Origin of the sequence: Bradyrhizobium sp. TM233, assembly GCF_036247965.1 — a bacterium.
GTDB lineage: Bacteria > Pseudomonadota > Alphaproteobacteria > Rhizobiales > Xanthobacteraceae > Bradyrhizobium > Bradyrhizobium ottawaense.
Genome location: NZ_BTIG01000027.1, coordinates 22,977 through 47,075, shown reverse-complemented (window position 1 = coordinate 47,075; position 24,099 = coordinate 22,977). Strand labels below are relative to the sequence as shown.

29 protein-coding genes are annotated in these 24,099 nt (G+C 65.3%); 19 read left to right on the top strand and 10 right to left on the bottom strand.

What is annotated here, in order from left to right; genetic code table 11:
* Nucleotide 1: 1 nt before the first annotated feature.
* Nucleotides 2-949, bottom strand: coding sequence for a signal recognition particle-docking protein FtsY (gene ftsY, locus AABA86_RS31025; RefSeq protein WP_338309501.1), 948 nt, complete (start codon nucleotides 947-949; stop codon nucleotides 2-4).
* Between the two features lie 60 nt (nucleotides 950-1,009).
* Here ftsY and AABA86_RS31020 point away from each other — a divergent pair, with 60 nt between their 5' ends.
* Nucleotides 1,010-1,711 (top strand): RluA family pseudouridine synthase, encoded by a 702-nt coding sequence (locus tag AABA86_RS31020; protein WP_338309500.1) that lies wholly within the window; start codon nucleotides 1,010-1,012, stop codon nucleotides 1,709-1,711.
* A gap of 153 nt (nucleotides 1,712-1,864) precedes the next feature.
* Nucleotides 1,865-2,974 carry a DUF2336 domain-containing protein gene (locus AABA86_RS31015; RefSeq protein ID WP_338309498.1) on the top strand — a complete coding sequence of 370 codons (1,110 nt, stop codon included), beginning with the start codon at nucleotides 1,865-1,867 and terminating at the stop codon, nucleotides 2,972-2,974.
* A 132-nt stretch (nucleotides 2,975-3,106) separates the two neighbouring features.
* On the opposite strand, the gene mtaB is transcribed toward AABA86_RS31015, so the two are convergent.
* Together mtaB and dapF are read right to left on the bottom strand one after the other, a co-directional pair.
* Nucleotides 3,107-4,360 carry a tRNA (N(6)-L-threonylcarbamoyladenosine(37)-C(2))-methylthiotransferase MtaB gene (mtaB, locus tag AABA86_RS31010; protein WP_338309497.1) on the bottom strand — a complete coding sequence of 418 codons (1,254 nt, stop codon included), beginning with the start codon at nucleotides 4,358-4,360 and terminating at the stop codon, nucleotides 3,107-3,109.
* Nucleotides 4,360-5,235, bottom strand: a complete 876-nt coding sequence (gene dapF / locus AABA86_RS31005; RefSeq protein ID WP_338309496.1) for a diaminopimelate epimerase — start codon at nucleotides 5,233-5,235, stop codon at nucleotides 4,360-4,362. The genes mtaB and dapF overlap by 1 nt, the downstream gene beginning before the upstream one ends.
* Before the next feature lie 241 nt (nucleotides 5,236-5,476).
* Between dapF and AABA86_RS31000 the strand changes: the two genes are divergently transcribed.
* Nucleotides 5,477-6,256, top strand: a complete 780-nt coding sequence (locus tag AABA86_RS31000; protein ID WP_338309495.1) for a GyrI-like domain-containing protein — start codon at nucleotides 5,477-5,479, stop codon at nucleotides 6,254-6,256.
* A 5-nt stretch (nucleotides 6,257-6,261) separates the two neighbouring features.
* Nucleotides 6,262-6,978 carry an SIMPL domain-containing protein gene (locus AABA86_RS30995; RefSeq protein WP_338309494.1) on the top strand — a complete coding sequence of 239 codons (717 nt, stop codon included), beginning with the start codon at nucleotides 6,262-6,264 and terminating at the stop codon, nucleotides 6,976-6,978.
* Between the two features lie 157 nt (nucleotides 6,979-7,135).
* Here the strand turns inward: AABA86_RS30995 and AABA86_RS30990 are convergent, their stop codons facing one another.
* Nucleotides 7,136-8,200, bottom strand: coding sequence for an MBL fold metallo-hydrolase (locus AABA86_RS30990; protein ID WP_338309493.1), 1,065 nt, complete (start codon nucleotides 8,198-8,200; stop codon nucleotides 7,136-7,138).
* A 317-nt stretch (nucleotides 8,201-8,517) separates the two neighbouring features.
* Here AABA86_RS30990 and ffh point away from each other — a divergent pair, with 317 nt between their 5' ends.
* The 7 genes from ffh to AABA86_RS30955 all read left to right on the top strand — a co-directional run bounded on the left by ffh (nucleotide 8,518) and on the right by AABA86_RS30955 (nucleotide 14,563).
* A complete protein-coding gene (gene ffh, locus AABA86_RS30985) occupies nucleotides 8,518-10,065 on the top strand; it encodes a signal recognition particle protein (protein WP_338309492.1) in 1,548 nt (515 codons plus the stop codon).
* Between the two features lie 85 nt (nucleotides 10,066-10,150).
* A complete protein-coding gene (gene rpsP, locus AABA86_RS30980) occupies nucleotides 10,151-10,483 on the top strand; it encodes a 30S ribosomal protein S16 (RefSeq protein WP_008133080.1) in 333 nt (110 codons plus the stop codon).
* A gap of 9 nt (nucleotides 10,484-10,492) precedes the next feature.
* The gene (rimM, locus tag AABA86_RS30975; RefSeq protein WP_338309491.1) at nucleotides 10,493-11,044 is read left to right on the top strand and encodes a ribosome maturation factor RimM; all 552 of its coding nucleotides are present in this window, start codon (nucleotides 10,493-10,495) and stop codon (nucleotides 11,042-11,044) included.
* A gap of 118 nt (nucleotides 11,045-11,162) precedes the next feature.
* Nucleotides 11,163-11,918, top strand: a complete 756-nt coding sequence (gene trmD / locus AABA86_RS30970) for a tRNA (guanosine(37)-N1)-methyltransferase TrmD (RefSeq protein ID WP_338309490.1) — start codon at nucleotides 11,163-11,165, stop codon at nucleotides 11,916-11,918.
* 108 nt (nucleotides 11,919-12,026) lie between these two features.
* Nucleotides 12,027-12,407, top strand: coding sequence for a 50S ribosomal protein L19 (rplS, locus tag AABA86_RS30965; RefSeq protein ID WP_212252178.1), 381 nt, complete (start codon nucleotides 12,027-12,029; stop codon nucleotides 12,405-12,407).
* Between the two features lie 446 nt (nucleotides 12,408-12,853).
* On the top strand, nucleotides 12,854-14,260 hold the full coding sequence (gene leuC / locus AABA86_RS30960) for a 3-isopropylmalate dehydratase large subunit (RefSeq protein WP_338309489.1): 1,407 nt from the start codon (nucleotides 12,854-12,856) through the stop codon (nucleotides 14,258-14,260).
* Between the two features lie 93 nt (nucleotides 14,261-14,353).
* On the top strand, nucleotides 14,354-14,563 hold the full coding sequence (locus AABA86_RS30955; protein ID WP_338309488.1) for a hypothetical protein: 210 nt from the start codon (nucleotides 14,354-14,356) through the stop codon (nucleotides 14,561-14,563).
* Between the two features lie 54 nt (nucleotides 14,564-14,617).
* Here the strand turns inward: AABA86_RS30955 and AABA86_RS30950 are convergent, their stop codons facing one another.
* A complete protein-coding gene (locus AABA86_RS30950; RefSeq protein WP_212252172.1) occupies nucleotides 14,618-15,160 on the bottom strand; it encodes a hypothetical protein in 543 nt (180 codons plus the stop codon).
* 180 nt (nucleotides 15,161-15,340) lie between these two features.
* On the opposite strand from AABA86_RS30950, the gene AABA86_RS30945 reads away from it, so the two are divergent.
* Complete coding sequence (locus AABA86_RS30945; protein ID WP_212252170.1) at nucleotides 15,341-15,640, top strand: DUF1330 domain-containing protein; 300 nt, start codon at nucleotides 15,341-15,343, stop codon at nucleotides 15,638-15,640.
* 4 nt (nucleotides 15,641-15,644) lie between these two features.
* Here AABA86_RS30945 and AABA86_RS30940 read toward each other — a convergent pair whose 3' ends face one another.
* A complete protein-coding gene (locus tag AABA86_RS30940; RefSeq protein ID WP_338309487.1) occupies nucleotides 15,645-15,902 on the bottom strand; it encodes a hypothetical protein in 258 nt (85 codons plus the stop codon).
* 46 nt (nucleotides 15,903-15,948) lie between these two features.
* Complete coding sequence (locus AABA86_RS30935) at nucleotides 15,949-16,230, bottom strand: hypothetical protein (RefSeq protein WP_338309536.1); 282 nt, start codon at nucleotides 16,228-16,230, stop codon at nucleotides 15,949-15,951.
* A 156-nt stretch (nucleotides 16,231-16,386) separates the two neighbouring features.
* On the opposite strand from AABA86_RS30935, the gene AABA86_RS30930 reads away from it, so the two are divergent.
* The 4 genes from AABA86_RS30930 (at nucleotide 16,387) to AABA86_RS30915 (ending at nucleotide 19,031) form a co-directional block, all read left to right on the top strand.
* The gene (locus AABA86_RS30930; protein ID WP_212252167.1) at nucleotides 16,387-16,785 is read left to right on the top strand and encodes a metallopeptidase family protein; all 399 of its coding nucleotides are present in this window, start codon (nucleotides 16,387-16,389) and stop codon (nucleotides 16,783-16,785) included.
* Between the two features lie 124 nt (nucleotides 16,786-16,909).
* The gene (gene leuD, locus AABA86_RS30925) at nucleotides 16,910-17,515 is read left to right on the top strand and encodes a 3-isopropylmalate dehydratase small subunit (RefSeq protein ID WP_008539074.1); all 606 of its coding nucleotides are present in this window, start codon (nucleotides 16,910-16,912) and stop codon (nucleotides 17,513-17,515) included.
* A gap of 80 nt (nucleotides 17,516-17,595) precedes the next feature.
* Nucleotides 17,596-18,381 carry a hypothetical protein gene (locus tag AABA86_RS30920; protein ID WP_338309486.1) on the top strand — a complete coding sequence of 262 codons (786 nt, stop codon included), beginning with the start codon at nucleotides 17,596-17,598 and terminating at the stop codon, nucleotides 18,379-18,381.
* Between the two features lie 230 nt (nucleotides 18,382-18,611).
* Nucleotides 18,612-19,031 (top strand): hypothetical protein, encoded by a 420-nt coding sequence (locus AABA86_RS30915; protein WP_338309485.1) that lies wholly within the window; start codon nucleotides 18,612-18,614, stop codon nucleotides 19,029-19,031.
* 13 nt (nucleotides 19,032-19,044) lie between these two features.
* Here the strand turns inward: AABA86_RS30915 and AABA86_RS30910 are convergent, their stop codons facing one another.
* Together AABA86_RS30910 and AABA86_RS30905 are read right to left on the bottom strand one after the other, a co-directional pair.
* The gene (locus AABA86_RS30910; RefSeq protein ID WP_338309484.1) at nucleotides 19,045-19,704 is read right to left on the bottom strand and encodes an HAD hydrolase-like protein; all 660 of its coding nucleotides are present in this window, start codon (nucleotides 19,702-19,704) and stop codon (nucleotides 19,045-19,047) included.
* Between the two features lie 3 nt (nucleotides 19,705-19,707).
* Entirely contained in the window at nucleotides 19,708-20,589 is an 882-nt protein-coding gene (locus AABA86_RS30905; RefSeq protein ID WP_338309483.1) for an HpcH/HpaI aldolase/citrate lyase family protein, read from the bottom strand.
* Nucleotides 20,590-20,758: 169 nt separating this feature from the next.
* Here AABA86_RS30905 and AABA86_RS30900 point away from each other — a divergent pair, with 169 nt between their 5' ends.
* Nucleotides 20,759-21,403: a carbonic anhydrase gene (locus AABA86_RS30900; RefSeq protein WP_212252157.1), complete on the top strand. Its 645-nt coding sequence runs from the start codon at nucleotides 20,759-20,761 to the stop codon at nucleotides 21,401-21,403.
* 112 nt (nucleotides 21,404-21,515) lie between these two features.
* Here the strand turns inward: AABA86_RS30900 and AABA86_RS30895 are convergent, their stop codons facing one another.
* Nucleotides 21,516-22,550 carry an aspartate-semialdehyde dehydrogenase gene (locus AABA86_RS30895; protein WP_338309482.1) on the bottom strand — a complete coding sequence of 345 codons (1,035 nt, stop codon included), beginning with the start codon at nucleotides 22,548-22,550 and terminating at the stop codon, nucleotides 21,516-21,518.
* A gap of 116 nt (nucleotides 22,551-22,666) precedes the next feature.
* On the opposite strand from AABA86_RS30895, the gene AABA86_RS30890 reads away from it, so the two are divergent.
* Both AABA86_RS30890 and AABA86_RS30885 read left to right on the top strand, forming a co-directional pair.
* Nucleotides 22,667-23,461 (top strand): hypothetical protein, encoded by a 795-nt coding sequence (locus AABA86_RS30890; RefSeq protein WP_338309481.1) that lies wholly within the window; start codon nucleotides 22,667-22,669, stop codon nucleotides 23,459-23,461.
* Between the two features lie 156 nt (nucleotides 23,462-23,617).
* Nucleotides 23,618-23,995, top strand: a complete 378-nt coding sequence (locus AABA86_RS30885; protein ID WP_338309480.1) for a hypothetical protein — start codon at nucleotides 23,618-23,620, stop codon at nucleotides 23,993-23,995.
* Nucleotides 23,996-24,099 lie beyond the last annotated feature (104 nt).

The following is a 24,099-nucleotide window of genomic DNA, read 5'->3' as shown; positions in this document are numbered from 1 at the left end:
TTCAGCTTTCGATTCCGGCGATGGCGCGGGCGAAATCGCGCGCGGTGAACGGCGCGAGATCGTCGACGCCTTCGCCGACGCCGATGAAATGCACCGGCAGTTTGAACTTCTCCGCGAGCGCCACCAGAATGCCGCCGCGCGCGGTGCCGTCGAGCTTGGTCATCACGAGGCCGGTGACCCCGGCGGTGCGATGGAAGGCCTCGACCTGCGACAACGCGTTCTGACCGACGGTCGCATCGAGCACAAGCAGCACGGCATGCGGCGCAGTGTCATCCACCTTGCGGATCACACGCACGACCTTTTCGAGCTCGTTCATCAGCTCGGCCTTGTTCTGCAGCCGGCCGGCGGTGTCGATCAGGAGCACGTCGATGGCCTGCTCCTTCGCCGCCGTCAGCGCGTTGAAGGCGAGGCTCGCCGAATCCGAGCCCTGCGCGCCCGCGATCACGGGCGTCCTGGTGCGCTCGCCCCACACCTTGAGCTGCTCGATGGCGGCGGCGCGAAACGTGTCGCCGGCGGCCAGCATCACCTTGCGGCCTTCGGAGGCGAATTTCTGCGAGAGTTTTCCGATGGTGGTGGTCTTGCCGGAGCCGTTGACGCCAACCACGAGGATCACGAACGGCTTGTTGGCCGTATCGATCTCGAGCGGCTTTGCCACCGGCGCCAGCACCTTCTCGACCTCGGTGGCGACGACGTCCTTGACCTCGTCCGCCGAGATCGCCTTGTCGTAACGCCCGGTGCCGACGGCTTCGGCGATCCGGACCGCGACGGAGGTGCCGAGGTCGGCGCGCAGCAGCACGTCCTCGATGTCGTCGAGCATGGCGCGGTCGAGCTTGCGCTTGGTGACGAGGTCGGCGACCGCGGTCCCGAGCGAGGACGAGGTGCGCTTCAGCCCGTTGGACAGGCGGCGCCACCAGCTCAGCTTGGGGGGATCTGACGTGGTATCGTTCATGGTGGCGGTGTGTTAGCCGTTCCCGCTGTTAAACGAAAGTCTTGACCGAAAGTCCTGCAATTGCTCGATGTTCCCCAATTGACCGCCGACGAGATCCTTGCGCGCGTGCTCCATCGCGACGGGCTGATGCTGATCATCGACAAGCCGGCCGGCCTTCCCGTGCATCGCGGGCCCAAGGGCGGCGCCAATCTGGAGGCCTCGTTCGACGCGCTCTGTTTCGGCCTGCCGCGGCCGCCGGTGCTCGCTCACCGCCTGGACAAGGACACCTCCGGCTGCCTCGTGCTCGGCCGCCACCGCAAGGCAACGGCCTCGCTCGGCCTCCTCTTCAAGCACGGCAAGATCGGCAAGACCTACTGGACCGTGGTCGAGGGCGGCCCCGCCGAGGACGAGGGCACCATCGACATGCCGCTCGGCCGGCTCAACGCCGAACGCGGCTGGTGGCAGAAGCCAGATCCCGAGGGACAGAAGGCGATCACCAACTGGAAAGTGATGGGCCGGGGCGACGGCTTCACCTGGCTTGCCATGGAACCGGTGACCGGGCGGACCCACCAATTGCGGGTGCATTCGGCCGCGACCGGCTGGCCGATCTTCGGCGATAACATTTACGGCAACGGCCCGCGTTTCGGCGAGCCAAAGCTGCATCTGCATTCCCGCGAGATCGTGGTGCCGATCTCCCGGAACAAGGAGCCCGTTCGCGTCGTGGCGCCGGCCCCGCCCCACATGCACGAAAAGCTCCGCGGCTGCGGCTGGAACGGGGAGTAGCGCCGCAAGCGGGGGAGGGAGCCCACCGCCTTCGCGGCGACTGCTGCACCTACTGGTCCCGTCCCATGGTTTACGAAACGTTCAGTGCTCGCCGCTAATGATGACGGTCGCTTAGAACAAGCTTCTGTAACCGCTCAGGACGAGCAAGGCGTGATGTCCAAGGCCGAGCTATCGATCATCGAAGAGGTCGAATCCGCGATTCGCGCAGGCTCGGCGGAAAAGGGCCTGGAAACCGCCCGGCGCGTCACCGATCTGTTCCTCTCCTCCGCCGGCAGTTTCGACGACGAGCAGATCGCGCTGTTCGACGAGGTGCTCGAGCGCCTGATCGGCACCATCGAGCTGCGCGCGCTTGCCGACATGGGCGCACGCATCGCGCTCGCCGAGATCAGCGCGCAGCTGGCGCCGATCGCGCAGGCGCCGCCCTCGGTGATCCGCCGCCTCGCCAGCAATGACGAGATCCGCATCGCCGGTCCCGTGCTGCAGGAATCCGCCCGTCTCGACGACGGCGAGCTGGTGAAGATCGCATCATCCAAGGGCGAGCCGCATCTGCTCGCGATCGCCGGCCGCTGGTGGCTGAAGGAGATCGTCACCGACACCTTGCTGGCGCGCCGCTATCCCAGCGTCAGCCGGCGGCTCGCCGCCAATCCCGGCGCGCGCGTCTCCGGAAATGGATTCGCCGTCATGGTCGCCCAGGCCGAGGCCGATCCCGAACTTGCCGTCAGCGTCGGCGTCCGCGTCGACCTGCCCTCGGAGCTGCGCCGCCGGTTGCTGCGCTCGGCGAGCGATGCCGTGCGCGCCCGTCTGCTGTCACGCGCGCCGCCGCATCTGTTCGAGGAAATCCAGAGCGCGATCACCGCCGCCACCGTCGGCGTCGATCGCGAGATGTCGGGCGTCCGCGATTTCGAAGGCGCCAAGCGGGCGATTGCAATGCTCAAGGCGACCGGCCAACTCAGCGAAGCGGCGCTGCTCGGTTTCGCCACGCAGCGGCGCTATGAAGAGACCGCCGCAGCGCTGGCCGCATTGTCCGGATCGACCGTCGAGGTGATCCGCCCGCTGATGCAGAGCCTGCGCGACGACGGCTTGCTGGTGCCGTGCAAGGCGGCGCAGCTCAGCTGGGAGACCACCACCGCCGTGCTCGAAAGCCGTTTTGCGACGGGTGCGATGAAGCCGGCGGATCTGGCAAGAGCGCAAAATCACTACGCGCGGATGACGCCGGAGAATGCCAAGCGGACGCTGCGGTTCTGGCAGGTACGGGCGTCGTAGGACGGGCGCTATTCGCCAGGCCAACGGTGTCATCCCCGCGAAGGCGGGGATCCAGTATTCCAGAGACGTCAGTGAGATGCGGAGAAGCCGCGGCGTACTGGGTCGCCCGGTCGAGCCGGGCGACGACACTGACTACGTGGTGAGACGCTCGCCATCACTGGCAGCAATCTTAAGCGGCACCACACTGCCAACCCGCTCGCCCGCAATCGCCACCGGCAGGTAATGCTCCGTGCGGCCCTGCGTCTCACTCTCGATCAGCACATCGCGCGTCGCGCCGATCTCGGCTTGCAGCCGCTTGCGCAGTGCTGTTTCGCCAGCCGCACGCAGCCGCTTCGCACGCTCCTTGATCGCGCCGCCCGCAACCTGCGGCATCCGCGCGGCCGGCGTGCCGGGGCGGGGCGAATAGGGGAAGACGTGCAGGAATGTCAGGCCGCAGTCCTCGACGAGATCGAGCGAGCGCGAGAACATCTCTTCCGTCTCGGTCGGGAAACCCGCGATGATGTCGGCGCCGAAGGCGACATCAGGGCGCAGGCGGCGGACCCGCTCGCAGAATGCGATCGCGTCCCGCCGCGAATGCCGCCGCTTCATGCGCTTCAAGATCATGTCGTCGCCGGACTGCAGCGACAGATGCAGATGCGGCATCAACCGCGCATCGCCGGCGATGGCATCGAGTAGATCGTCATCCGCCTCGATCGAATCGATCGATGAGATGCGCAGGCGCTTCAACTCCGGCACATGCCGCAAAATCTGCTTCGTCAGCATGCCGAGCTTCGGTGCACCGGACAGGTCAGCGCCGTAGCTGGTGAGGTCGACGCCGGTCAGAACGATCTCGGCATGGCCGCGTTCGGCCAGCGTCCGCACCTGTTCGACCACCGCGCCCATCGGCACCGAGCGCGAATTGCCGCGGCCGAACGGGATGATGCAGAAGGTGCAGCGATGATCGCAGCCGTTCTGCACCTGCACGAACACGCGCGGAAGGCCACTCGCATAGCCGTCGATGAGATGCGGCGCCATCTCCCTGATAGCCATGATGTCGCTGACGGCGATCTTCTCGCCGGCGCCGAGATCGAAGGCATTGCGGGCGTCGCGCCACGCGGATGACCGCATCTTGTCGTCATTGCCGACGACGCGATCGACCTCGGTCATGTCGGCGAACATCGCAGCTTGCGTCTGCGCCGCGCAGCCGGTGACGACGATGCGCGCCTCGGGCCGCTCGCGCTTCAGTTTGCGGATCGATTGCCGCGCCTGCGCCACCGCCTCATTGGTGACGGCGCAGCTGTTGATGACGATGGTGTCTGAAAGCCCTGCGCCCTCGGCCTCGCGGCGGATCACCTCGGCCTCGAAGGCATTGAGGCGGCAGCCGAAGGTGACGATGTCGACGGCCATCAGGCGGCCGGCGCGAACAGCGCCGGATCGAATCGGCCCTCATATTCGAAGGTCGCGGTGCCCGTCATCAGCACGTGGTCGTCGCGCTCGCGCCATTCGATGCCGAGCTTGCCGCCGGGCAGCGTGATCTCGACCTTGCGATCGGTCCGCTTCAGGCGGGCCGCGCCGACGGCCGTGGCGCAGGCCGCCGAGCCGCAGGCCTTGGTCAGCCCGGCGCCACGCTCCCAGGTGCGGATGGTGATGTGCTTGTCATCGACGATATGGGCGAGCGTGATGTTGGCGCGCTCCGGGAAGATCGGGTGGTTTTCGAGCAGCGGACCGAAACGCTCGAGATCATAGGCGTTGACGTCATCGACCCAGAAGATCGCATGCGGATTGCCCATGCTCACCACGGAGGGCGAATGCAGGATCGGATTGTCGATCGGCCCGATCTGCAATTCGATGTAGCGGGTGTCGCGGAACTCTTCCGCCAGCGGAATGTCCTGCCAGCCGAACTTCGGCACACCCATGTCGACGGTGTAGAGATCGGGCGCCGGGCCCTGCCAGGCGTTGAGCAGGCCGGCCGCGGTCTCGAACGTCGCATTGGTCTGCCCGTTCTTCTCGAAGATGCGCCGCACCACACAGCGCATGCCGTTGCCACAGGCGCCGGCTTCCGAGCCGTCATTGTTGTAGATGCGGATGAAGGCTTCGGTGCCCTCGAGCCGCGGCTTCTGCAGCACCATGAGCTGGTCGTAGGCGACGCCGCCATTCGCGGACGCTACCGCGCGGGCGTCGTCCGGCGTCACCGGCCCGGCGGAATCGCGCATGTCGACAACGACGATCTCGTTGCCGATGCCGTTCATCTTGGCAAATGCGTGGTTGGCCAGCGCGCTCATAAAAATTCCTGAATTTCGCCTGTCTTATATGGCGATCCTTGCCGGCTTGGCCAGAGTTTTGCCGCTGGGCGCCAGCAGGACTGCCTGGACAACTGTCATGACGCATCTGTCATGGGACGAATTTGGCGCTTGCGTGTTAGAACGGCGAAAGTTGGCGCGAAGCGGGATGCGCGGCCGGGCGCAAAGCCGGGCAGGCCTTGGTGGTTCAGGCCTTGGTGACTAAGGCCTTGGGGAGAATAATATGTTCAGGTTTCGTCGTCTCGCTCTGGCCGCGCTGATCCCGGCGGCGGCCTTGTCGCTCGGCCTCTCTGAGGTTCTCGCGCAAACCCCGAGCCCGGCACCGGCCGCCTCGGCAAGTCCCTCGCCCGCCCCGTCGGCCTCTCCCGCCCCGGCCGCGAGTGCGTCGCCCGCGCCGGCAGCCACGCCCTCACCCGCGCCATCGCCTGCGGCCAGCGCGTCGCCGGCCCCGACAAATTCGCCCTCGCCCGCCGCCAGCGCCTCACCCAGCCCGACGGCCCCGCCACCGGCCGCCGCCGCGACACCCGCCCCGGTGCAGACCGCCGATCCGTTCGGCCTGGAGACCACGCTCGAGGCCAAAAAGGTCGTGATGGTCAAGGGCACCGCCAATTGGGACTCGGCCTTCGACACGCTGATCGACGCCTTCAAGGCGCTGAACACGCTGCTGGACAAGCAGGGCATCAAGCACGCCGGCAATGCGATGATCGTCTACACTTCGACCGACGACACCGGTTTCACCTTCCTTGCCGAGATCCCGGTCGAGCAAGATCCCAAGAACCTGTCCAAGGACATGAGCATCGGCAAGTCGCCGGAGGGCAAGGTGCTGAAATTCGTCCATCGCGGTTCCTACGACAACATGGACAACACCTACGAGGCGATCACCAATCACCTTGACGACAAGAGGCTGGAAGCCAAGGACACCTTCATCGAGGAATACCTCACCGATCCCCTCAAGACGGCCGAGGACAAGCTCGTGATCAATGTTTTCGTGCCGCTGAAGTGAGATCAATGAAAAAGCCTGCCGTACTTGCTACGTCCCTTGCCGCCGCTTTCGCCACACTGCTGACAATGCCCGCGCTTGCCGATGACTTTCCATCCGCCATTTCGGTGAGCGGCGAAGCCAACATTTCCGCGGCGCCCGATCTCGCGCAGATCGACGCCGGCGTCGCCAACGACGCCAAGACGGCGAAGGAAGCGTCCGATGCCAACAACGCCGCGATGGGCAAGGTGCTGCTGGCGCTGAAGGGCGCCGGCATCGCCGAGAAGGACTACCAGACCTCGCGGCTGTCGCTGCAGCCGCAATACGGCCAGAACAAATCCACCGGGGCATCCCCAGTGGTCGGCTTCCGCGCCTCCAACCGCGTCACCGTGAAGATCCGCGACGTGACCAAGGTCGCCGGCATCATCGATACGCTGGTCAGCGCCGGCGCGAACGACATCGGCAACATCTCCTTCGAGGTGACGCAGGCCTCAAAGCTGCTCGACGACGCGCGCGAGCAGGCAGTCGCGGACGCCCGCCGCAAGGCGGAAATCTACGCCAAGGCCACCGGCGTGACGTTGGGCGCGCCGCTGAGCGTCTCCGAAGGGGGCGCCCCGGTGCCGCTGTTCAAGGCGCGGATGGCAACAGCGCCGATGGCAGCGCCGCAAGCCGCGGTTGCGCCCGGCGAGGAAACGCTATCGGTCACGGTGAATGTGAGCTGGGCGATCAAGCCCAAAGAGCAATAAGTCTCGTGTCCCGGACGCGCTGCAGCGCGTAGCGATGCTGCGCAGAGCCGGGACCCAGAAAGCAACACGGGATGTACGGCAACATGGGCCCCGGCTCAGCAGCGCACCACTACGTGCTGCGCTGCGTCCGGGGCACGAGCTGTGGGCGCGGAGAGACCTAAATCTCCACCACCTGCCCCGGCTTCATCGCGACGAACCGCTGCTGCGGAATCTGCGCCGCATCGAGCGCATCCACCAGCGCCTTGGCCGGCGCATCGATCGCTTCATCCGTCAGCTGGAACGTGCCGTGATGATGCCCGAGCGCGGCGTCGGCGCCGCAATCGGCCAGCGCCTTCACGGCATCCTCCGGGTTCATGTGCTGGTCGCGCATGAACCAGCGCGGCTCGTAGGCGCCGATGGGGAGGATCGCCAGCCGCAGCTTGCCGTGCCTCTCGGCGACGCGGCGAAAGTGCCGGCCGTCGCCGTAGCCGGAATCACAGACGACGTAGATTTTCCCGGCCGGCGTCTCCAGCACAAAACTCGCCCACAGCGCCTTGTTGCGGTCGAACATGCCGCGCGCCGTCCAATGCCGGGTCGGCACCAGATGCACGGCGATGCCGCCGCCGAGCTCGACGCGATCATGCCAGTCGAATGCCTCCACCTTGATCGTGGAATCCCAGCTGCGCATCGTCACGTCGTTGCCGAGCGGGGTGACCACGCGCGGGGCAAAATTCTTGGTGAGCCGCGACAGCGTCGCGATGTCGAGATGGTCGTAATGGCCGTGCGAGACCAGCACGACATCGATCTTCGGCAGCTTCTCGAAGGCGATGCCGGGATCGTTGTGCCGCTTCGGCCCGGCCCAGGCGACCGGCGAGACCCGCGTCGACCAGACGGGATCGACCAGGATATTGAGGCCGCCGGTCTGGATCAGCCAGCTGGCATGGCCGACGAAGGACAACCGCACCTTGTCGCCATCGACCCGCTCCGGCGGGGTGTCGGCATGGGGGCTGGGCGCCCAGTCGGGCCAGGTGGCGCGCTGCCGCTTGCCGCTGAACTGCCAACGCAGCACCTCGCGAAGCGATTTCGGCGGCGCGCCGTCCGGATCGAAGAAGTTCAGGCCGTCGAAATGGTCGGAGGCGGGACCGTCGTAGGTTTTCATGCGGGACATCCAGAGGGACGGGAGACCGACCAGGGCGCCGGCCCCGGCGAGCAGCCCGAAAACGCGGCGGCGGGTGATCGGCACAGGCAGGCTTCAAGACTGGTGGCGGAGGTAAGTCATCACCTTCTATATGGGCGTGGCCAAACGAAAAGGAACCGGTGGTTAAAAGTGACGCAAATTCAGTATCTTACCCTGGCAAAGCCGCCCCGGCACCCTAACTTTCCTTGACTTTTGGGCGTGAGCGGCGTTTAACCCCGCCACTTTCTCGGAAAGGCTTTCTTTTCGACCCGCCGACTGGTCCTGAGGGACTAGAGGTCAACGCCCGACAGCGCTATGCGCCCTCGGGCGTAAAGGTGTTTGGAAGATCGTCTTTTTGACGAGCAGGACAAAGGACAACGGCATTGTTCGACAATCTGTCGGAACGGCTTGGTGGCATTCTCGATCGTCTGACGGGGCGCGGTGCGCTGACCGAAAAGGACGTCGACGCCGCGATGCGCGAGGTGCGCCGCGCGCTGCTGGAGGCCGACGTCGCGCTCGAGGTGGTTCGCAGCTTCACCGAGCGCGTCCGCGAGCAGGCGATCGGCGCCACCGTCGTCAAGTCGGTCACCCCCGGCCAGATGGTCGTCAAGATCGTCCATGACGAGCTGATCAACACGCTCGGCGCCGAAAGCCAGACCATCGACGTCAATTCCGTGCCGCCGGTGCCGATCATGATGGTCGGCCTGCAAGGCTCCGGTAAAACCACCACCACCGCCAAGCTCGCCCGCCGCCTGGTCCAGCGCGACAAGCGCAAGGTGCTGATGGCCTCGCTCGACGTCTATCGCCCGGCGGCGATGGAGCAGCTGGCCGTGCTCGGCCGCGACCTCGACATTCCGACCCTGCCGATCGTGGCGGGACAGCAGCCGCCGCAGATTGCCAAGCGCGCGATGGAAGCCGGCAAGCTCGGCGGCTACGACATCGTGCTGCTCGACACCGCCGGCCGCACCACGCTCGATGAAGACATGATGGCGGAAGCGGCGGCGATCAAAGCCGCGGCCAATCCGCATGAAGTGCTGCTGGTCGCGGACAGCCTCACCGGCCAGGACGCGGTGAACCTCGCGCGCGCGTTCGATCAGCGTGTCGGCCTCACCGGCATCGTGCTGACCCGCGTCGACGGCGACGGCCGCGGCGGTGCTGCGCTGTCGATGCGCGCGGTGACCGGCAAGCCGATCAAGCTGATCGGCACCGGTGAAAAGACCGACGCGCTGGAAGATTTCCACCCCGATCGTATCGCCGGCCGCATCCTCGGCATGGGCGACGTGGTCTCGCTGGTCGAGCGCGCTGCCGCCAATATCGACGCCGAGAAGGCCGCGCGCACCGCCGAGCGCATGCGCAAGGGTCAGTTCGACCTCAACGACATGCGCGAGCAGCTGCTGCAGATGGCCAGCATGGGCGGCATCAGCGGGCTGATGGGCATGATGCCCGGCATCGCCAAGATGAAGAACCAGATCGCCGCCGCCGGGATCGACGACAAGATCCTGAAGCGCCAGGTCGCGGTGATCGATTCCATGACGCGCGACGAGCGCCGTCATCCCGATTTGCTCAAGGCCAGCCGCAAGAAGCGTATCGCTGCAGGGTCCGGCCAGAGCGTCGAGCAGGTCAACAAGCTGCTCAAGATGCACCGGAACATGGCTGATGTGATGAAGGCCATGGGCTCGGGCAAGCGCGGCCCGCTCGCCGGCATCGCGCAGGCCATGGGCTTCGGCGGCGGCATGAAGCCGCCCTCGCCGGAAGAGATGAAGGCGCTGCAGGAGAAGATGCAGAGCGGCGGCGGACAGGGTCTGCCGAGCCTACCGAAGGATTTGCCGGCCGGCTTGCGTCAGGGCCTGCCGAATGTGCCGGGGCTCACGGGCCTCAGCGGCAAGCCGATGCTGCCGGGCCTCGGCGGTTTTCCCGGCAAGAAGAAATGAGGAATTCGTCACGAGGGATCGCACGGTCCCGCGCGGCGCGAAAATACCAATCAACCGAACAAACTGTACTTTGAAGGAGAACTAGATGTCCGTCGTTATCCGCCTCGCCCGCGCAGGCACCAAGAAGCGCCCCGTCTATCACGTCGTCGTCGCCGATTCGCGCTTCCCGCGCGATGGCCGCTTCATCGAGCGTCTCGGCTATTTCAACCCGCTGCTGCCGAAGGACAACGAGACCCGCCTGAAGCTCGACATGGACAAGGTGAAGGCCTGGCTCGCCAAGGGCGCGCAGCCGTCCGACCGCGTGGCGCGTTTCCTCGATGCTGCCGGCGTCAAGAAGCGCGAAGCGCGCAACAACCCCGAGAAGGCCGTGCCGCGCAAGGAGCGCAAGGCGCAGGCCGAAGCCGCCGCGAAGGGCTAAGGCTAGATCATGTCGGCGCTGGTCTGCGTCGCGCGGATCGGCGCCGCGCATGGTGTGCGCGGTGCGGTCAAATTGTGGACCTTCACCGAGGATCCCTTTGCCGTCAGGCGCTACGGTCCGCTGCTGTCCAAGGACGGCAAGCGCCAGTTCGAGGTCGCGACGGCGCGCGAGGCCAAGGACCATCTGGTCGCGACGTTCAAGGGCGTCACGACCCGCGATGAGGCCGAGCGCCTCAACGGCATCGAACTCTACGTCGCGCGCGAAAAACTGCCCGCGACCGACGACGACGAATATTACCACACCGATCTGATCGGGCTCGCCGCCGTCACCACGGAAGGCGATGCGCTCGGCCGCGTGCTCGCGATCCATAATTTCGGCGCCGGCGACATCATCGAAATCGCCCCGCCGAAAGGCACGACGCTGCTGCTGCCGTTCACGAACGCGGTGGTGCCGGAGGTCGACCTCCAAGGCGGCCGTGTCGTGATCGCGCTGCCGCAGGAGGTCGAGGGCGAGGACAATGATCCCTCCACGAGTCGTCCCCGCGAACGCGGGGACCCATAACCACAGGCCGTGGTTTTTGGCTAAGCTGATGGCTCCAGCCATCGCAAAACTGGCTGCGGTGGTTATGGGTCCCGGATCTGCGCTGCGCTTGTCCGGGACGACGAGATATTGAGATCCGATGACAACCCCCTCACCCTGGCGCGCGACGGTGCTGACGCTGTTTCCGGAGATGTTTCCGGGGCCGCTCGGCGTGAGCCTGGCCGGCCGGGCGCTGGCCTCCGGGCTGTGGGAGATCGAGGCGCGGGACATCAGGGCGTCCGCCACCGACCGCCATCGCAGCGTCGACGACACCCCCGCCGGCGGCGGGCCGGGCATGGTGCTGCGGGCGGATGTTCTGGCGGCGGCGATCGATGCCGCAGAGATCGGCCCTGAGCGGCCGCGGCTGCTGATGAGCCCGAGGGGTCGGCCATTGACCCAGGCACGAGTCCGGGAACTCGCCAAGGGCCCCGGCCCCCTGATCGTCTGCGGGCGCTTTGAAGGGATCGACCAGCGGGTGATCGACGGGCGGGGCCTGGAGGAGGTCTCGATCGGGGATTACGTGCTGTCCGGGGGCGAAATCGCCGCTTTGGCCCTGATCGACGCCTGTGTGCGGCTGCTGCCGGGCGTGATGGGCAAGGAGGCCTCGGGAACCGAGGAAAGCTTCTCTGATAGCCTTTTGGAGTACCCCCAATACACCCGGCCGCAGCTGTTCGAGGGGGTGCCGATCCCGGAGATCCTGACCTCCGGCGACCATGCCAAGGTGGCCAGCTGGCGGCGGGCGCAATCCGAGGCGCTGACGGCGGCCCAGCGGCCGGATTTGTGGGCCCAGATCCCACCCAAGCCCCCGAATCGGGCCGGACGCCAAAAAACACCAAAAAACAAGACAGACGGGTGACAAACGCTCCGGCTTGCCTTATAGGAGCGGCCACATCCGCAATAGCTGGATAGACGAATTTCGCGCAGCCCCCGATCTGCGGCTGGGCGCGCCGATGGAGATTTACCCATGAACCTGATCCAACAGCTCGAGCAAGAGCAATTCGACAAGCTGTCCGCCGGCAAGGACATTCCGGAATTCGGTCCCGGCGACACCGTGATCGTCAACGTGAAGGTCGTCGAAGGCGACCGCACCCGCGTGCAGGCCTATGAAGGCGTCTGCATCGGCCGTTCCGGCGGTGGGCTCAACGAGAGCTTCACCGTCCGCAAGATCTCCTACGGCGAGGGCGTGGAGCGCGTGTTCCCGGTGATGTCGCCGATGATCGACTCGATCAAGGTGGTGCGCCGCGGCAAGGTGCGTCGCGCCAAGCTCTATTACCTCCGCAGCCTTCGCGGCAAGTCGGCCCGCATCGTCGAGAAGACTGAGCACGCCAAGGCCGTCAACGAGTAAGCTCCGCCATCAGGCAAGTTTTCGAGAAGCGCGGGGCTCGGCTCCGCGCTTTTTTGTTTGGCCACCGTCGTTGCGAGGAGCCCTTGCGACGAAGCAATCCAGACTGCCCCCGTAGATGCATTTCTGGATTGCTTCGCGGAGCCTGTCACCGGGCCGCGCTCCGCGCGGACCCGGTGGCTTGCAATCACGAACTTGAAGCCCTCGCGCTTTTACCGCTGCGTGCTATATAGCTTCTAGAATGTTTCCAGATCCGACCAGCCTCGCCCCCGTCAAGCGCATCGTCATCGACGATCGCTCGCGGCTGCCCGGCCGGTTCTTCGGACGCTTCGCGACCTCGGCAACGTCAGAGCTTAGCCGCGCAGCCTAAAAGCTGCGCTGACGATTTTGTTGCCTGCGCGCCGCGCGCGCCCATCCACTGACACAACATTCTTTCGGAGCTCAAGCTCATGTCCAAGCCGACCACATTGTACGACAAGATCTGGAACGACCATCTGGTGCACGAAGCCGATGACGGCACCTGCCTGCTCTATATCGATCGCCACCTGGTGCACGAGGTGACCTCGCCGCAGGCGTTCGAAGGCCTGCGCGCCACCGGCCGCAAGGTCCACTCGCCGGAAAAGACGCTCGCCGTCGTCGACCACAACGTGCCGACCACCGATCGCACCAAGCCGAATCCCGATCCTGAAAGCATCGAGCAGATCAAGGCGCTGGCCGAGAACGCCAAGGAATTCGGCATCGAATATTACAACGAGTTCGACAAGCGCCAGGGCGTCGTCCACGTCATCGGCCCCGAGCAGGGTTTTACCCTGCCCGGCACCACCATCGTCTGCGGTGACAGCCACACCTCGACGCATGGCGCGTTCGGCGCGCTCGCGCACGGCATCGGCACTTCCGAGGTCGAGCACGTTCTGGCGACGCAGACGCTGATCCAGAAGAAGGCGAAGAACATGCGCGTCACCGTCGACGGCAAATTGCCCGACGGCGTGACGGGCAAGGACATCATCCTCGCCATCATCGGCGAGATCGGCACCGCGGGCGGCACCGGCTACGTGCTGGAATACGCCGGCGACGCCATCAGCGCGCTCAGCATGGAAGGCCGCATGACGGTCTGCAACATGTCGATCGAAGGCGGCGCGCGCGCCGGCCTGGTCGCGCCCGACCAGAAGGCGTTCGACTTCCTGCGTGGCCGCCCCAAGGCGCCGAAGGGCGCGGACTGGGACGCGGCGATGCGCTACTGGGAGAAGCTGCGCTCCGACGAGGGCGCGCATTTCGACAGCGAGCTGCGCCTCGATGCCGCCAAGCTGCCGCCGATCGTGACCTGGGGCACCAGCCCTGAGGACGTCATCTCCGTGACCGGCATCGTGCCCGACCCCGACAAGATCGCGGACGAGGCCAAGCGTCTCTCCAAGCACCGCGCGCTGAAGTACATGGGCCTGACCGCGGGAACGAAGATCACCGACATCAAGGTCGACCGCATCTTCATCGGCTCCTGCACCAATGGCCGCATCGAGGATTTACGCGCGGCGGCGAAGATTGCCGAAGGCAAGACCGTCTCAGCGCATGTCAACGCCATGGTCGTGCCGGGCTCCGGCCTCGTGAAGGAGCAGGCCGAAGCCGAGGGTCTGGACAAGATCTTCATCAAGGCCGGCTTCGAATGGCGCGAGCCCGGTTGCTCGATGTGCCTCGCGATGAACCCGGACAAGCTGGCCCCGGAAGAGCGCTGCGCCTCGACCTCGAACCGCAACTTCGAAGGACGCCAGGGCTTCAAGGGCCGCACCCATCTGGTGTCGCCGGCGATGGCGGCAGCGGCGGCGATCGCGGGTCATTTCGTCGACGTCAGGGACTGGCGCTAAGCCGGTCCCTGCAATTGTAGCGATCGCGGCAACCGCCGTTAAACGATCGCCTGACACTCTCGTCCTCGCGAGGTTTTCGCGAGGACGCGCGCCATGGCCAACAAGCCTGAATATGTCGACCTGATCGGCGAGGCCACGCGCCAGCACCGCCGGCGCGCGCCACGCTTGCACATCGTCGCCAAGCCCGAGGTCGAGGAGACCTCGAAGCTCAGCCGCTGGCCGCCCGCGATGTTCAAGCAGTGGAAGGTCGAGACCCTGATGCGGTGGAAGTCCGCATCGTGGAAGCTGAGGGGTTGGCTCTAGGCCACCGGATAAACAAAGGGCGCCGCTAAGGCGCCCTTTTCGCTTCGATCGTGCTTACCAATACCGATACGGATGGTGCCAGCGATGCCAGCGGCAGATGCGGCGCGGGCCGTAATAGGTCCAGATGACCCGGCAGCGGCGCGGATAATGGTAGTAGGGATAATAGCCGCCGACATAATAGCGCCGGTGGAAGTGGCGATGGCCGTAGTGAGGCCGATAGATCCCGTAGCGATGAAATCCGCCGTAGCGGTGAACGCCGCCATAGCGATAGCCGCCATGGAAGGCCGGTGCGGCGCGGAAGCCGCCGATATGGCCGCCATGGAATCCACCGCCGCGGAAACCGCCGATATGTCCTCCGCCACCGCGGAAGCCTCCACCACCGTGAAAATGCCCGCCACCGCCATGTCCGCCGCCGCCGTGGCGAACCTGCGTGACGAGGTCGTCGGCCGCGGCCTTCGTCGCAGGTGACGTCGCCGGATTGATCAAGCTCAGCGCTTCAGCACGACGCGCGGTTCCGGCCGACAGCATCAGCGTCGTGGCGGCCGCAATTCCGAGCAGGCGCATCGGGCCTGCCCTGAGACCCAAACTCCTCAGCATGGACTCCTCCCTGAATCTGGACAGCGGAGTGGCGATGCTCGTTCCCGGCCCGCGTCATCCCTGTTCAATCGCAGTCGCTCCCGGGATTAAATTGCGGATAGCGATGTGAACGCGCCATGAATGAACGAGGCCGGCAAATTGCGATGCGACGCGGTGCCGCGACGAGAGGAGTTTTGGAAGATGACCGTCTACGCAATCGCGCAGCTGAAGATGACGGACCGCGCGGCCTATGACCGCTACCAGGCGCGATTCTTCGATGTGTTCAGGAAGTTCAATGGACGGCTGCTCGCCGCCGACGAGCAGCCGCGCGTGCTCGAGGGGGCGTGGCCGCACGACAAGCTCGTCATGATGTCGTTTCCCGACGAGGCCGCCTTCCTCGCCTTCTCGAATTCACCCGACTACGAGGAGATCTCGCGCGACCGCAAGGCGGGCGCGCAGGCGACCGTGCTGCTGGTCAAGGGATTTGCGCCCGCCGGCTAGCGCGTCACCAGAATGGCCCGTAGCCGAACACGAAGGGGGCGGGCACGCGGTAAGAATAGGGACGGTAGTGGACGGGCCGCGCGTAATAGCGCGGATCACGGCGCACGGCATGCCCTACGACGTAGGTCCGCGCAGGCCGTCGCACATCGAACATTGCGATCCCCGCCGAGGCCTCCGGAACCGTCACCCTCGGTGCTGCGGACGCGCAAGGCAGGCCCGCGGCCAGCGCGGCGGCAACGGCCCATGCAACCCATCTCGCCATGGCCACACCTCGAGGCCCCCCGTCGCGCACCGGCGTTGAACCGGCATTAGCCGGGGCGCCAATAGCAGCTCACACGCGGCACGATCACGGTGCCGCTCGGCCGGAATTCCTGCACATAGGTCGCATTGCATTCGCGGACCGCATTGGGACCGGGATTGTAGCGCGGGTAGACGCCGTCAGGGCTGTAGTAGGGCGTGACGCGCAGGCGCGAGGGCGGGCGCTTGCGCGGCGGTGGGATGTCGTCCGGCGAGGCCGCCTGCGCCAGCCTGACCCCGGGGGCCGCGCTCTGGGCCTCCGCGCCACCGCAAAACTGCGAAAACAACCCCATGCACAGTAGCGTCAGCGCTGTTTTCGCTCGCATTTTTCCGCCCACCTGAAACGTCCCGTTCGAGGCCCACGCTCCCCGTTTTGACGGCGCCCGTCAACCTCGCCGCGCTTTATAAAGCGGGATGCATCAGCGGGAAACCCGCGCTAAGACAACCCCATGTGGACGGAATTGAAAGCGCCCTCGCTGGCCGAGATGGAAGCGACGGCGCACGAGATCTTCGAGCGCCTGCCGGCGGAGTTTCGCAGGCTGTGCGAGGGCGTGATCCTCCGCGTCGACGACTTCCCGACCGAGGAGGTCCTGGACGAGATGGAATGCGAGAGCGAGTTCGACCTGCTCGGCCTGTTCCAGGGCGTCGGCCTGCCCCAGCAGAGCCTTGGCGACGTGGCGCGGCTGCCCAACATGGTCTGGCTCTACCGCCGGCCGATCCTGGATTACTGGGCCGAGCACGACGAAAGCCTCGGCCACATCGTCCGCCACGTCCTGATCCACGAGATCGGCCACCATTTTGGTCTGTCGGACGACGATATGGCGGCGATTGAGGCGCGGGCGGGGTAGGGAGCGCACCTTCTCCGTGGCTTGATCCCGCCAAGCAGACTAGACCTGCCGAATTCGGCCTAGGATTTCCGCCCCGATCACGATAAATACCTGTTCCCCTAGACCCATCCGGGAAAGCGCAACCATGGACAAGTTCACCACGCTGGAAGGCGTCGCGGCGCCGCTGAAGATCATCAATGTCGACACCGACATGATCATTCCGAAGCAGTACCTCAAGACCATCAAGCGTACCGGCCTTGGCAAGGGACTGTTCTCCGAGCAGCGCTACAAGGACGACGGCAGCGAGAATCCGGATTTCGTCCTCAATCAGCCCGCCTATCGCAATGCGAAGGTGCTGGTCGCCGGCGACAATTTCGGCTGCGGCTCGAGCCGCGAGCACGCGCCCTGGGCGCTGCTCGACTTCGGCATCCGCTGCGTGATCTCGACCTCGTTCGGCGACATCTTCTACAACAACTGCTTCAAGAACGGCATTCTGCCGATCCGCGTCAGCCAGGAAGACCTCGACAAGCTGTTCGACGACGCCGAGCGCGGCGCCAACGCGACGCTGACGATCGACCTGCCGAACCAGGAGATCCGCGGCCCCGACGGTGGCAAGGTCAAGTTCGAGATCGACCCGTTCCGCAAGCACTGCCTGATCAACGGCCTCGACGACATCGGCCTGACGATGGAGAAGAAGGCCTCGATCGACACCTATGAGGACAAGCTCAAGCGCGAACGCGCCTGGGCCTGATCTCGCGTCTTCATTCAGCCCCGGTGCCGACTGCGCCGGGGCTTTTTCTTTGCCTCGCTTATCCCGTATAGCTTCGCCGCATGCTGCCCGACATCGTCACCTTCTGGCATGGCCCGATGGACGCGCTGCGCCAGACCTGTCTGCGCTCGCAGCTCGCTGCCGGCCACAAGGTCACGGTCTATAGTTTCGACACCATTCCCGGCCTGCCCGCCGGCGTCGCAAATGCAGACGCCGAAGCGATCCTGCCGCACGCGTTCTCGGAACGCTTGCGGCCCTCGCAACCGGACGGAAGCTGGCGCGACTGGACCACGCTGCAGTTCAGCGATTTCTTCCGCATGAAGCTGATGGCGAAGGATCTCGGCCTCTGGCTCGACGCCGATGTGCTGCTCTTGAAGCCCGTCGAGATCGATCCGGCAAAGCCTTACTTCGCCTGGGAGCGGCCGCGCCAGCTCGGCAATTCCGTGATCTACCTGCCGCCCCGGCACGCCATCGTCGCCGCCTTCGAGGAGCTGATGGAGCAGGAGGAGTTGACGCCGAACTGGCTGTCGGTCCGCCATCGCATCACCTTCATGATGCGCCGCCTGCGCGGCAGCTCGAACCGCCTCTCCGATATCCGCGTCGCGATCTTCGGCCCCGCGGCACTCACCGCGCTGGCGCGCCGCACCGGTGAGCTCGCTTGCGCGCTGCCGAAGCAGTCGTTCTACGCCGTGCATGCCGAACCAAAACTGTTCTTCGATCCCTCGAGCTATCTCGGCCTCGTCACCAGCCCCGAGATCATCGGCCTGCACATCTCGCCCAAGGGCCGCGGCGGCGAAAAGCCGATTCCGGGCAGCCTGTATGCCTGGGCGGCGGAGCGGTTCGGCTAGTTTCTCGTGCCCCGGACGCAGCGCAGCGCTTCTTCAGCGGTGCGCTGCAGAGCCGGGGCTCAGCAATGCCGCGAGATGGGTCCCGGCTCTGCGGAGCGGCACTTCGCGCCGCACCGCGTCCGGGACACGAGCTCTATTTCCCCGCCCTCTTCCAGTTTGATCCAGCGCAACGCGCCCCTGCATCATTGTGCTTAATTCGCTCCAGTTCCGCTGTCCGAAGGGAGCTTTCCATGAGCACCGCAACCAGGCCATATCCCATCGTCCAGGACCTCATCGATTCCTTTGCGAGCTGGCTGAAGCATCGCCGCGAGCTGAACGAGATGCGGCAGCTCGATCGGGCCGATTTCGACCGGATCGCGAGTGACCTGCGGATCGCGCCTGACGATCTCGAGGAACTGGTCCGCCACGGCAAGCACGCCGCCGACGAGCTGCCGAAGATGCTCGAACAGCTCGGCATCAGCGCCGAAGGGCTCGGCCGCGCGCAGCCGCTGCTGCTCCGCGACATGGAGCGGGTCTGCTCGCTCTGCAATCACAAGGGACAATGCGACCGCGATCTCGCCGACGGCACTGCCGCGGAGAATTATCACGGCTATTGCGGCAATGCCGCGACACTGGAATCGCTCGACCGCGCGGACGTTGTGCCGCGCTGAATTGCGATGGCGACTATCCGTTTAACATGGATAGAACGATGCGCGAGAGATCGGCAGGTCGTTCCACCAATTGGTCCGCGCCGGCCGTTTCGATCTCTTGCCGGCTGCCATATCCCCAGAGCACGCCGAGGCTGCGCATCTTGACTGCGTGAGCACCCATGATGTCGTGGCGGCGATCGCCGACCATGAGGCTGCGCGAAGGGGAGATATCCTGATCGGACAGGATATGGGCGAGCAGCTCCGGCTTATGATCCCGCTCGCCGTCAGGCACTGAACCGTAGATGCCGTCGAAGTGCGTCGCGAGATCGAGGTTTTCCAGAATTCGTCGCGCGAAAACTTCGCGCTTCGAGGTGGCGAGATAGATCCGCAATCCAGCGCGTCGCATCTCTGCAAGAGCGTCGCTTATTCCGGGATAGGGCTCGCTTCCGAGCAGACCAATTTCGCCGTAGTGCCGACGATACGCGACAGCGGCCTCATCGATCCGGTTGTCCCCGTACGCCTGCAGCAAACTCCGCAAGATGTCTTCGAGCGGCGGCCCGATGGCTATGTCGGGGGCGTTGCCGGGATCATGTCCGAGCGCACGCAATGCCGCCGAGCAACTCGCGACGATGCCCGGTCGGGAATCGACCAGCGTTCCGTCGAGATCGAAGAGGACGGAACGGGTCGGGGGCACCCCTCAGCTCTTCCCTATCGCCGCAATCGCATCCGCGATGGCGATCGTGCGCTTTGCCATGTCGGCGTGCAGGCGCTCCACCATGGCGCCGTCCAGGCGGATCGCGCCGCGCGAGGCGTTCTCCGGCAATTCGAACGCCGCGATGATCTTTCGTGCGCGCGCGACTTCCTCTTCGGGCGGCGTGAAGATCGCGTTGCAGGCGTCGATCTGCGAGGGGTGGATCAGCGTCTTGCCGTCGAAGCCGAGATCGCGGCCTTGCGCGCATTCGGTGGCGAAGCCGTCGGGGTTGGCAATGTCGCTGTAGGGGCCGTCGAGGATCTCGAGGCCATGGGCGCGCGTCGCCAGGATGCAATGGGTGATCATCGGGATCATCGCGGCGCGGCCCGGCAGCATCCGGATCCGCGTCTCGCGCGAGATGTCGTTGGGACCGAACACGAAGCCGGACAGACGCCGCGATGGATCGCGCCCGGCCTCGGCCAGTTCCTCGGCATGCAGCACGGCGCGGGCGGTCTCGATCATGGCCCAGACCTTCACGGTCGGCGCGGCACCAAGCTCGGTGAGACGGAAGCCGATTATGTCGAGATCTTCGATACTTGAAACTTTTGGAACCAGGATGCCATCGGGCGAAGCCTTCGCCGCCATGGCGACGTCGTCGGCCCACCAGGGCGTGTCGAGGCCGTTGGTCCGGATCAGGATCTCGCGCTTGCCAAAGCCCTTGGCTGCGATCGCGGCGGCAATGCCGTCACGCGCCACCGCCTTGGCCTCAGGGGCGACGGAATCTTCCAGATCGAGGATCAGGCCGTCGGCGGCGAGATTGCGCGCCTTTTCCAGCGCGCGGGGGTTGGAGCCGGGCATGAACAGATGGCTGCGGCGCGGGCGGGTCATGCGAGCGTTCCTTCCGGTTTCCTGAGGCGGTTGTAGAGCACGATCCGGAAAAGCGTGCGGCGGTTTTCCGGCAAGGATCATGCTCAAGCAAACAGCCACAGGCGATAACATCTGGCCTGCCTATTCGAAAGGCTTGTTCGCCCCGGCGGTATATGTTTAGGCATAGGCCATGACCGCATTCCCAGAGCATTTGCTGGAAGGCTACAGGGCCTTCGCCACCCAGCGGCTGCCGACCGAGCAGACCCGCTATCGCGACCTGTCGGTGAAGGGGCAGTCGCCGGAAGTGATGGTGATCGGCTGCTGCGACAGCCGCGTCTCGCCCGAGGTGATCTTCGACGTCGGCCCCGGCGAATTGTTCGTGGTCCGCAACATCGCCAATCTTGTGCCGGTGTATCAGCCCGACGGCAACGCGCACGGCGTCTCGGCCGCGCTGGAATACGCGGTGACGGTGCTGAAGGTGAAGCACATCGTGGTGCTCGGCCACGCCCAATGCGGCGGCATCCGCGCCTTCGTCGACAAGATCGAGCCGCTGACGCCCGGCGACTTCATCGGCAAATGGATGCAGATGTTCATCAAGCCGGGCGAAGTGGTCGAGCAGCGCGAGCGCGAGACCATGGCGCAGTTCGTCGAGCGCATCGAGAAGGCTGCGGTGTTCCGCAGCCTGGAAAACCTGATGACGTTCCCATTCGTGCGGAAGGCGGTCGATGCCGGCCAGATGCAGACCCACGGCGCCTATTTCGGCGTCGCGGAGGGATCGCTGTTCGTGCTGGACAAGGCGAGCAAGGAATTCAAGAACGCGCGCAGCGTGGGTTAAACCACGGATCTCGTAGGGTGGGCAAAGCGAAGCGTGCCCACGACCTTTATCGAAATCGAGAGAATGGTGGGCACAGCGCTTCGCGCCTTTGCCCACCCTACGGCAGCGTGCGTTACGCCGCCTTCTTCTTCGCGCTGATCAGCTTGCGGTTGATCAGCACTTCCGCGATCTGGATCGCGTTGAGGGCTGCGCCCTTGCGAAGATTGTCGGACACGCACCACAGCACGAGACCGTTCTCCACCGTCGCGTCCTCGCGGATGCGGCTGATGTAAGTCGCGTCCTCTCCGGCCGCTTCGTAAGGAGTCGCGTAGCCGCCGGGCTCGTGCTTGTCGATGACGAGGCAGCCCGGCGCCGTGCGCAGGATGTTGCGCGCTTCGTCCGCGCTGATCGGATTCTCGAACTCGATGTTGACGGCCTCGGAATGGCCGACGAAGACAGGCACGCGCACGCAGGTGGCGGAGAGCTTGATCTTGGGATCAAGAATCTTCTTGGTCTCCGCCATCATCTTCCACTCTTCCTTGGTGTAGCCGTCCTCCATGAAGACGTCGATCTGGGGGATGACGTTGAAGGCGATACGCGCTGGAAACTTCTTATTGACGATCTCGCTGTTGGTGTAGACGGCCTTGGTCTGCGAGAACAACTCGTCCATCGCGTCCTTGCCGGCGCCCGACACCGATTGATAGGTCGAGACCACGACGCGCCTGATCGTCGCCTTGTCGTGCAGCGGCTTGAGCGCGACCACGAGCTGCGCGGTCGAGCAGTTCGGGTTGGCGATGATGTTCTTCTTCTTGAAGCCTTCGGTCGCAGCCGCATTCACCTCCGGCACGATCAGCGGCACGTCCGGATCCATGCGCCAGGCGGACGAGTTGTCGATCACGACAGCCCCGGCGGCGCCGATCTTCGGCGACCATTCCTTCGACACCGAGCCGCCCGCCGACATCAGGCAGATGTCGACATCGGAGAAATCAAAGTGCTCGAGCGCCTTGCACTTCAGGGTGCGGTCGCCATAGGAGACTTCGACGCCGATGCTGCGGCGTGACGCCAGGGCCACGACCTCGTCCGCGGGAAATTTGCGCTCGTCGAGAATGTTGAGCATTTCCCGTCCGACATTGCCGGTCGCGCCGACGACTGCGACTTTGTAACCCATCGTTCACTCTCCGATGAAAAAGCCCGTTCCTGAAGCTGACGCTTAAACAGGAAGAGCAGCGCTTCTATGCGAGAACCGGCCTCAAGACAACGTTGGACCATGCCTGAAGGCCGTGGATGCAGTCGCTCGAGGCCAGCACGGCCGCAATCTCCACCCGGACCCATCTCTATCTGACGCTGGCAGCCTTCGCCGACGAGGTGGTCGGCACGCTGGCGCGCCTGATCGCCTATGTGGGGGCGCTCGCCCTGTTTGCCATCCTCGCCCTCGCGGCGCTCGGCCAGCTGCCCGATTGGCGCGATGATGAGCCCGCGCTGAAGCCAGGCTGGAGCACGGCCGATCGCTCGCACCCGGCCTTCGCCCTTAGCCGGATCGATTCATCAGAAAAAACAGCCTCTTACACCATCCTTCGGCATCCCGAAGGCGGCCGCCGGGACGTGATGCGCTGGGCGAGCGCGGCAGACCGGCCGCTGGCCGAGCTCGAGGTATATCGGGAAGGCGGCGAATTCGATGTGGCCCGTCCGGCCATGATGGACCTCGCCGTCCAGATGGGCCTTGGGGCTGCGACCCCGCTCGAGCAAGCCGGCCTGATCGAGACGAAATTCGGCGCCGTCGCGCTGTTCCGGCCGGTCGGCGCGGACAAGGGGAGCCCGGCCTGCCTCGGCTACCTCAAGCGCAACGAGGAGCCAGGCTTGCAGATCTCCGGCTTCTCCTGTCAGGGCGACACAATGCCCGCCCGGCGTGCGGCGATTGCCTGCACGCTGAACCGGCTGACGCTGCTGACCTCCGGCAACGAGCCGAAGCTGGCGGAATGGTTCGCCCGTGCCGAGCTGAAGCGCCGCGGCTGTGACCTCGTGGGCTCGCCGGACTGGCTGCTGGGCGCCGCCAACGCGCAATTGCGCGGGGCGCTTTGACCGGCATCAAGCTCAAGTGGCTGGTATTGATGCAACTTTTGCCAGCGCGCACGATTATTCCGAGCTGGTGTGACCCAATAGACCTAGTTGCGCTCACCCCGGCCGGGCTAGTATGGGGTGATATCGACTGGCGGTGCGCCGCCTGAAGGGGACGTGATGAGCTGGAAATTCTCTGCCAAACTGGCGACCTTGTTTGCGGCGGGCGCTGTGATTGCCCTGTCCCTTGCGACGCCAGCCTCGGCTGACAACAAGACCAAGCGCTATGACGAGCGCGGCCGCCACTATTACGGCCCGAGCGGCCCCAACGCCGTCTACCAGCAGGGCCGCACCCGCATCTATGTCAGCAAGCGCTCCTGGCTCGACGGCGGCACCGAGGTCAATCCGGGCGACCGCAAGTTCTCCGACTACGCCTTCCCGCCGGCGGTGGGCTATCCGACTTTCGCGCGCGAGAATCTCAACCGCCCGATCGATCGCCAGCCGCTTTCGCCGCCGCAGGACGTCGGCGGCTATCCGCAGAATTTCCCGCTGTACTGAGCGGACGGATCGACCGAATCAAAATGGCCGGGCTCGCGCCCGGCCATTTTGTTTTGGAAGGTGCCGTAGGGTGGATTAGCCGAAGGCGTAATCCACCACTGCTT

Bases quoted from the DNA above. Each gene is read 5' to 3' on its own strand.
- ftsY (WP_338309501.1), bottom strand. From the start codon at position 949: ATGAACGATACCACGTCAGATCCCCCCAAGCTGAGCTGGTGGCGCCGC.
- AABA86_RS31015 (WP_338309498.1), top strand. From the start codon at position 1,865: ATGTCCAAGGCCGAGCTATCGATCATCGAAGAGGTCGAATCCGCGATT.
- mtaB (WP_338309497.1), bottom strand. From the start codon at position 4,360: ATGGCCGTCGACATCGTCACCTTCGGCTGCCGCCTCAATGCCTTCGAG.
- dapF (WP_338309496.1), bottom strand. From the start codon at position 5,235: ATGAGCGCGCTGGCCAACCACGCATTTGCCAAGATGAACGGCATCGGC.
- AABA86_RS31000 (WP_338309495.1), top strand. From the start codon at position 5,477: ATGTTCAGGTTTCGTCGTCTCGCTCTGGCCGCGCTGATCCCGGCGGCG.
- AABA86_RS30995 (WP_338309494.1), top strand. From the start codon at position 6,262: ATGAAAAAGCCTGCCGTACTTGCTACGTCCCTTGCCGCCGCTTTCGCC.
- rpsP (WP_008133080.1), top strand. From the start codon at position 10,151: ATGTCCGTCGTTATCCGCCTCGCCCGCGCAGGCACCAAGAAGCGCCCC.
- rimM (WP_338309491.1), top strand. From the start codon at position 10,493: ATGTCGGCGCTGGTCTGCGTCGCGCGGATCGGCGCCGCGCATGGTGTG.
- trmD (WP_338309490.1), top strand. From the start codon at position 11,163: ATGACAACCCCCTCACCCTGGCGCGCGACGGTGCTGACGCTGTTTCCG.
- rplS (WP_212252178.1), top strand. From the start codon at position 12,027: ATGAACCTGATCCAACAGCTCGAGCAAGAGCAATTCGACAAGCTGTCC.
- leuC (WP_338309489.1), top strand. From the start codon at position 12,854: ATGTCCAAGCCGACCACATTGTACGACAAGATCTGGAACGACCATCTG.
- AABA86_RS30955 (WP_338309488.1), top strand. From the start codon at position 14,354: ATGGCCAACAAGCCTGAATATGTCGACCTGATCGGCGAGGCCACGCGC.
- AABA86_RS30950 (WP_212252172.1), bottom strand. From the start codon at position 15,160: ATGCTGAGGAGTTTGGGTCTCAGGGCAGGCCCGATGCGCCTGCTCGGA.
- AABA86_RS30945 (WP_212252170.1), top strand. From the start codon at position 15,341: ATGACCGTCTACGCAATCGCGCAGCTGAAGATGACGGACCGCGCGGCC.
- AABA86_RS30940 (WP_338309487.1), bottom strand. From the start codon at position 15,902: ATGGCGAGATGGGTTGCATGGGCCGTTGCCGCCGCGCTGGCCGCGGGC.
- AABA86_RS30935 (WP_338309536.1), bottom strand. From the start codon at position 16,230: ATGGGGTTGTTTTCGCAGTTTTGCGGTGGCGCGGAGGCCCAGAGCGCG.
- AABA86_RS30930 (WP_212252167.1), top strand. From the start codon at position 16,387: ATGTGGACGGAATTGAAAGCGCCCTCGCTGGCCGAGATGGAAGCGACG.
- leuD (WP_008539074.1), top strand. From the start codon at position 16,910: ATGGACAAGTTCACCACGCTGGAAGGCGTCGCGGCGCCGCTGAAGATC.
- AABA86_RS30920 (WP_338309486.1), top strand. From the start codon at position 17,596: ATGCTGCCCGACATCGTCACCTTCTGGCATGGCCCGATGGACGCGCTG.
- AABA86_RS30915 (WP_338309485.1), top strand. From the start codon at position 18,612: ATGAGCACCGCAACCAGGCCATATCCCATCGTCCAGGACCTCATCGAT.
- AABA86_RS30905 (WP_338309483.1), bottom strand. From the start codon at position 20,589: ATGACCCGCCCGCGCCGCAGCCATCTGTTCATGCCCGGCTCCAACCCC.
- AABA86_RS30900 (WP_212252157.1), top strand. From the start codon at position 20,759: ATGACCGCATTCCCAGAGCATTTGCTGGAAGGCTACAGGGCCTTCGCC.
- AABA86_RS30895 (WP_338309482.1), bottom strand. From the start codon at position 22,550: ATGGGTTACAAAGTCGCAGTCGTCGGCGCGACCGGCAATGTCGGACGG.
- AABA86_RS30890 (WP_338309481.1), top strand. From the start codon at position 22,667: ATGCAGTCGCTCGAGGCCAGCACGGCCGCAATCTCCACCCGGACCCAT.
- AABA86_RS30885 (WP_338309480.1), top strand. From the start codon at position 23,618: ATGAGCTGGAAATTCTCTGCCAAACTGGCGACCTTGTTTGCGGCGGGC.